We start from the raw sequence: 1772 nt of genomic DNA, 5'->3' as shown, positions 1-1772 counted from the left end.
ACACCGGCGCACGCATCAGCGAGGCGCTGGCGCTGACGCGGGGGGACTTTCTGCTGCGCCAGCAGTACCCGTTCGTGCAACTGGCCACGCTCAAGCAGCGGGAGTATAAGGCGGAGCACCGGGCCGGACGCCGCGCCACCGGCGTCGTGCCCCACCGCCTGGTGCCGCTGTCCGACGCGCAGTACGTCACGCAGCTCGAAATGATGATCGCCACCCTGCGCATCCCCATTGAGCGGCGTAGCGAAAAGACGGGGCGCACGGAGCGGGTGCGGCTGTGGGACATCACCGACCGCACGGCGCGCACCTGGCTGAATGATGCCACTGAAGCGGCGGCGTCAGAGGGGGTCAGTTTCTCGGTACCGGTCACCCTGCACACCTTCCGGCACAGCTACGCCATGCACATGCTCTACGCCGGCACGCCGCTCAAGGCGCTGCAGAGCCTGCTCGGGCACAAGAGCGCTAAGTCCACGGAGATTTACACAAGAGTGTTTGCGCTGGACGTGGCGGCCCGGCATCGGGTGCAGTTTCAGATGCCGGGCAATGAGGCTGTGGCGATGCTGAGGAAAGGATGACACTGGGTAGGGCTCGTAAATTTGTGTTTCGTTTATCGATGCCTGCATCTTCAAAACATCATTTGAATAAAAACTCATATGTGTTTTTACTCAAATGAGTTTTTATAATTTCTTTACTATTTGTTATCAATAACATAGTGATGCATTGTGAGTTTATACTCATTTGTGTTTTTGAGTTAATGTGTAAATACTCTTTGAGCTTACGCTTTAAGTCTCTATACTCATTTACTCATAGCTTCATTTGAGTTTTAACGTTGGGATTATCTAATATGAAGGTTATTTCTTTTCTGAACCCAAAAGGTGGTTCTGGTAAGACGACAGCTGTTATCAATGTCAGCACTTCTATGGCCAGAAGCGGATATAATATTGCTGTAGTTGATACAGACCCCCAGATGAGCCTGACAAACTGGAGTAAGTCTGACAAAGCAACATTCGATGTATATACAGCAGCCTCAGAAAAAGATGTTTACGGAATTCGCAAAGATCTTGCTGAGTATGATTACGTTATTGTCGACGGTGCTGGTTCGCTTTCCGTAATCACCTCTGCTGCCGTGATGGTCAGCGATCTAGTCATAATTCCTGTTACTCCAAGTCCTTTAGATTTCTCTGCAGCTGGCAGTGTTGTTACGGTGCTTGAAGCGCAAGCATATAGCCGAAAAGTAGAAGCCCGTTTCCTGATCACTCGAAAAATCGAGCAGGCAACCATGCTCAATGTTCTTAAAGAAAGCATTAAGGATACCGGTGTCAAATGTTTTCGCACTGCAATAACTCAGCGACAGGTGTATATAAAATCAATTCTCGATGGTGACAGTGTGTTTGAATCCAATGATGGTGCGGCTAAGGGTGAGATAGAAATCCTTACAAAAGAGATAGTTAGTAGTGTTGAGTGATTGAGTATTTACCCAAATGAGTGTTAATTGTACTCATGTACTCATGTACTCATGTACTCATGTACTCATGTACTCATGTACTCATGCACTCATGCACTCATGTACTCATGTGTTCATGTACTCATGTGCTCATGTGCTCATGTGCTCATGTGCTCATGTGCTCATGTGCTCATGTGATTTGAGATTGTTATGCTCAAATGTTCAGATACTCAGATACTCAGATACTCAGATACTCAGATACTCAGATACTCAGATACTCAGATACTCAGATACTCAGATACTCAGATACTCAGATACTCAGATACTCAGA

2 protein-coding genes are annotated in these 1772 nt (G+C 47.7%); both read left to right on the top strand.

Features of this window, described 5'->3' with window-relative positions:
* The coding region (locus FT726_RS27075; RefSeq protein WP_346303830.1) for a tyrosine-type recombinase/integrase at window positions 1–572 on the top strand (572 nt) is incomplete at its 5' end.
* A 269-nt stretch (window positions 573–841) separates the two neighbouring features.
* Window positions 842–1462, top strand: a complete 621-nt coding sequence (locus FT726_RS27070; RefSeq protein ID WP_166936752.1) for a ParA family protein — start codon at window positions 842–844, stop codon at window positions 1460–1462.
* Window positions 1463–1772: the final 310 nt, after the last annotated feature.

The sequence above is a fragment of the Pantoea sp. Morm genome (assembly GCF_016643525.1).
Lineage (GTDB): Bacteria > Pseudomonadota > Gammaproteobacteria > Enterobacterales > Enterobacteriaceae > Pantoea > Pantoea dispersa.
The sequence above is the reverse complement of the archived record's forward strand: the minus strand, read 5'-3'. Positions and strand labels throughout refer to the sequence as shown.

Bases quoted from the DNA above. Each gene is read 5' to 3' on its own strand.
- FT726_RS27070 (WP_166936752.1), top strand. From the start codon at position 842: ATGAAGGTTATTTCTTTTCTGAACCCAAAAGGTGGTTCTGGTAAGACG.